This is a genomic window from Mesorhizobium sp. M1396 (assembly GCF_040317725.1).
Taxonomy (GTDB): domain Bacteria; phylum Pseudomonadota; class Alphaproteobacteria; order Rhizobiales; family Rhizobiaceae; genus Mesorhizobium.
On sequence record NZ_JAMYLA010000126.1, the window covers coordinates 1 to 3,544 of the forward strand.

At 62.0% G+C, this 3,544-nt stretch carries 8 protein-coding genes; 6 read left to right on the forward strand and 2 right to left on the reverse strand.

Annotation, left to right across the window (positions count from 1 at the left end; translation table 11 throughout):
- Window positions 1-278: 278 nt before the first annotated feature.
- The 6 genes from NKH02_RS34135 to NKH02_RS34160 all read left to right on the forward strand — a co-directional run bounded on the left by NKH02_RS34135 (window position 279) and on the right by NKH02_RS34160 (window position 2,974).
- Entirely contained in the window at window positions 279-488 is a 210-nt protein-coding gene (locus tag NKH02_RS34135) for a cold-shock protein (protein ID WP_010915421.1), read from the forward strand.
- A gap of 362 nt (window positions 489-850) precedes the next feature.
- A complete protein-coding gene (locus NKH02_RS34140; RefSeq protein WP_352873859.1) occupies window positions 851-1,075 on the forward strand; it encodes a hypothetical protein in 225 nt (74 codons plus the stop codon).
- Window positions 1,075-1,482 carry a hypothetical protein gene (locus NKH02_RS34145; RefSeq protein ID WP_056593642.1) on the forward strand — a complete coding sequence of 136 codons (408 nt, stop codon included), beginning with the start codon at window positions 1,075-1,077 and terminating at the stop codon, window positions 1,480-1,482. Before NKH02_RS34140 ends, NKH02_RS34145 begins: the two co-directional genes overlap by 1 nt.
- A 1-nt stretch (window position 1,483) precedes the next feature.
- Window positions 1,484-1,648: a hypothetical protein gene (locus NKH02_RS34150; protein WP_352873860.1), complete on the forward strand. Its 165-nt coding sequence runs from the start codon at window positions 1,484-1,486 to the stop codon at window positions 1,646-1,648.
- A 4-nt stretch (window positions 1,649-1,652) separates the two neighbouring features.
- Window positions 1,653-2,033: a YkgJ family cysteine cluster protein gene (locus NKH02_RS34155; RefSeq protein ID WP_352873862.1), complete on the forward strand. Its 381-nt coding sequence runs from the start codon at window positions 1,653-1,655 to the stop codon at window positions 2,031-2,033.
- A 329-nt stretch (window positions 2,034-2,362) separates the two neighbouring features.
- A complete protein-coding gene (locus tag NKH02_RS34160; protein ID WP_352873864.1) occupies window positions 2,363-2,974 on the forward strand; it encodes a LysE family translocator in 612 nt (203 codons plus the stop codon).
- Between the two features lie 24 nt (window positions 2,975-2,998).
- On the opposite strand, the gene NKH02_RS34680 is transcribed toward NKH02_RS34160, so the two are convergent.
- Window positions 2,999-3,163, reverse strand: coding sequence for a nuclear transport factor 2 family protein (locus NKH02_RS34680; RefSeq protein WP_502911098.1), 165 nt, complete (start codon window positions 3,161-3,163; stop codon window positions 2,999-3,001).
- The gene (locus NKH02_RS34685; RefSeq protein WP_502911097.1) at window positions 3,160-3,285 is read right to left on the reverse strand and encodes a hypothetical protein; all 126 of its coding nucleotides are present in this window, start codon (window positions 3,283-3,285) and stop codon (window positions 3,160-3,162) included. The genes NKH02_RS34680 and NKH02_RS34685 overlap by 4 nt, the downstream gene beginning before the upstream one ends.
- Between the last annotated feature and the right edge of the window lie 259 nt (window positions 3,286-3,544).

Consider the following 3,544-nt stretch of genomic DNA (forward strand, 5'->3'; position numbering starts at 1 on the left):
CGATTGAAACGAAAAGTGGCGGCCTGGGACGACGAATTCCTCGTAAGCGTCATCTCACGATAATTAACTCACCCGATTCCCCTGGTGAGAGGAAAACCAGAAATTGACACGACCCCAAAAGAAGTCTACAAGCACCTCGTCGATATTTGTTTGACTGACTTTTGTTATCCGCGCTTTCGAGCGCGCCTTTGACGAACTTCCCACATCAAAAATCGGGACAAACGACGTTGTGCATCCGCATGGCGTCGAACGAATATTTGCCATGGAAAGGGTTCGTCATGAGCACCGGCACAGTTAAATGGTTCAACGCCACCAAAGGTTTTGGTTTTATTCAGCCTGACGACGGCTCTGCCGACGTTTTTGTCCACATCTCGGCCGTAGAGCGCGCCGGTATGCGCGACATCGTCGAGGGCCAGAAGCTCGGCTACGAGATGGTCCGCGACAACAAGTCGGGCAAGATGTCCGCCGACCAGTTGAAGGCGGCCTGAAAAAAGAATTCAGCTCTCCCGGTGACCACGGATGTACTGGCACCGGTGAGTAGCGAATTCGGGCGCATGGCCGCGGAGACCTGAGTTTCCACGGCATGCCATGCGCATGAGAAGGGCGTTCCGTGCATCCCCGTGCATCCTTTTGGATGTCACCTGGTTGCGCGGCGCTCTCATGAAGGTCAGGCGGTGCCTGGCCTTTTTCATTTTGCGCGTTTTGCCGCCGAAAATGCGCTGCGCGCCGGCCTGGACGTGCTAAGGGACGCTCCAGCAATTTGAATCCGCTGCCGTATTGCTTCGTGCATGGTCCTGATCGAAGAACCGGTCTCGCTCCATCGGCACAGGCTCCTGACAGGAGAAAGATTTTGACCGCTCATTCGAAGACAGTCGAACAGGCCGTGTCCTTGTTCAGCAAGACGCAAACCCAGTCGATGTCGCTCAACCGCATCAATTCCGAGCGCGATGCCGTCAGCGAGGCGCGGGAAGCCAAGACCGCGCGCCTGCGCGAATTGCGCCTGGAGAAGGAGGCTGATGAGATGGCAGCGGCCGCGGCGCTCGCCGCTTTGCCGAAACGGGCCGGAAGACGCTGATGGCTACCAAGCGCGTGCCTCCGAAACTGATCGCCGCCGACTCGACCATCGCCGACGTGGTCGAAGGCCTCAATAAGCCGGTCGAATATGTGCGCCGGGTGCTGGAAAAGCTGGAGCGCTGCAAACGCGCCCATGGCGATGCCCAGGTGCGGCTCGGTGTGCGCGGTCGCGCCGAATGCCCGAACTACCTGATCGAATATGTCCGCGAAGACGCCAAGACCCATGAGCGCGTGACCCATCAGGACGCCGCCTACAGCGGCAGCACGCATCGCGAGCTCGCAGTGCACCACATCGCGGAAGTCAGAAACTGGTCGCCCGAGGAAATGAACATCACGGCGGTTTCGGCGCTGATCGGCCGCCTGCGCAATCCACGCGCACCATCATCGCGCTTCGTCGACGAGGACTGACATGGCCATAAAATTCTCCACCAAGGACCAGCCGGCAGCCCCGGCCGCCGCCGCGAAGCCGGCCAAGCCGGTTGCCGCGCCGAAAGGCGATGGGGCCGCCGAGACCGCGACCGATCTCTTCAAGTCGCCGGCGGATTCGCCCAAGGGCAAGACAAAGAAGAAATAGCGCCTTGCCGCAAGACGCCGATCGCGATCCTGCCGCGCCGGGGCTGTCTGCCCTGGTGGCCGCCGCAAGCCTTTTGTCGTCGCAACGCAGTGCCGCTGCTCCCTTCGACTGCCAGAGCTGCGGCGCCTGCTGTTCCTATTCGGCCGAGTGGCCGCGCTTTTCCACCGAGGACGACGCGCAGCTCGACCGCATCCCAGAAAAATATGTGGCGGCCAATCTGTCCGGCATGCGCTGCGAGGGCGTGCGCTGCTCGGCGCTGTGCGGCGAGATCGGCAAGTCGACCGCTTGCGGCATCTATGAACTCCGCCCGGATGTCTGCCGCGCCTGCATGCCTGGCGACGACGATTGCCTGATGGCGCGCCGGGCACACGGATTGCAGGTGTAGCTGCCAATCTCCCCCACATTGGCAGGGCAATCGCATGTGGATTCTTGCGAAGAGGACCCCCACCCTAGCCCTCCCCACAAGGAGGAGGGAATGCTGCCGCGCGCTCTTCTCCAATTCCTTTGGCGTCGAAACGTCGGCAGTTTGCCGATGTTAGCGCCTACGGAAGTCTCCCTCCCCCCTTAGGGGTGGGGGTACTCGTAGAGCGAGGCCTCGGCCTCCCATAAGCGATTGCCCTACCCATAAGAGGGAGATCACATTCTCTCCCCGTCTTGTGCGCCACTGTCCGGCCCGATACCTTCCCGGCGGGCAGGGCGCCGGAGGAAACCATCGTGAGCATCGAATTTCTATTGACGTCGCTGATCGTCGTGGCTTCGCCTGGCACCGGCGTTCTCTACACGCTGAGCGCCGGCCTGTCGCGCGGCGCGCGGGCCTCGATCATCGCCGCCTTCGGCTGCACGCTCGGCATCATCCCGCATATGGCCGCCGCCATCACCGGCCTTGCGGCGCTGCTGCACACCAGCGCGATGGCTTTCGAGACGCTGAAATATCTCGGCGTCGCCTATTTGCTCTACATGGCCTGGAACACGCTGAAGGAAAAGGGTGGCCTGAGCGTCGAACAGGATGTGACGCCGCGCTCCGCACGCAAGGTGATTGCCACCGGCATCCTCGTCAACGTGCTCAATCCGAAACTGTCGATCTTCTTCTTCGCCTTCCTGCCGCAATTCGTCAGCACCACCGAGCCCAACGCGCTGTCGAGGATGCTGGAGCTCAGCTCGGTCTTCATGCTTTTGACCTTCGTGGTTTTCGTCGGCTACGGCATCTTCGCCGCTTCGATCCGCAGCCATGTCGTGTCACGGCCAATGGTGCTGACCTGGATGCGCCGAAGCTTCGCCGGCGCCTTCGTCATGCTCGGCGCAAAGCTGGCGCTGGCCGACCGGTAGAAACCGGTCAGGGATCGGCTGGCGCTACCCCTCGACGATGCGGCCGCCCGCGACACGCATCAAATTGACGCCGCGCAGCGAGTTGCCGTCCGCCATGCGGTAGCGCCAGCGGATCGTCGCCCGGTCGCCAGCGACGAAGGTCTCTTCGAGGTCGAAGCGCGTGCCGAGTCCGTCGCGATCGCCGATCACAATTCGACACAGGCGGCCTTGCCGGCGTGGCGGGCACCGTCCGGCGCCAGCGTGGTGTTCTCGATCACGCAGTCTTCCGCCACCAGTCCGTCTAGCGGCGACGGGTCGTGGCGCTGAAACACGTCGTTGAAGGCACGTATGATTTCGGCCGTTTCGGCGGAGCGCCGAGCCGTTGGGCAACGCGCGGATGCCGCCGTCTGACGACCGACAGAGGCGCGGCGACCGAGGTCGCCCCAAACAAAAAGGGCGGCATCTCTGCCGCCCTTTCCGTAGCTGAAAGCTGATGGAAGCGTGGATTAGAAATCCATGCCGCCACTCAAGCCCGCTTGCGGGCTTGAGCAACTTGGATTCATGGGCGAGCTTTATGGACTTCTTAGAAAT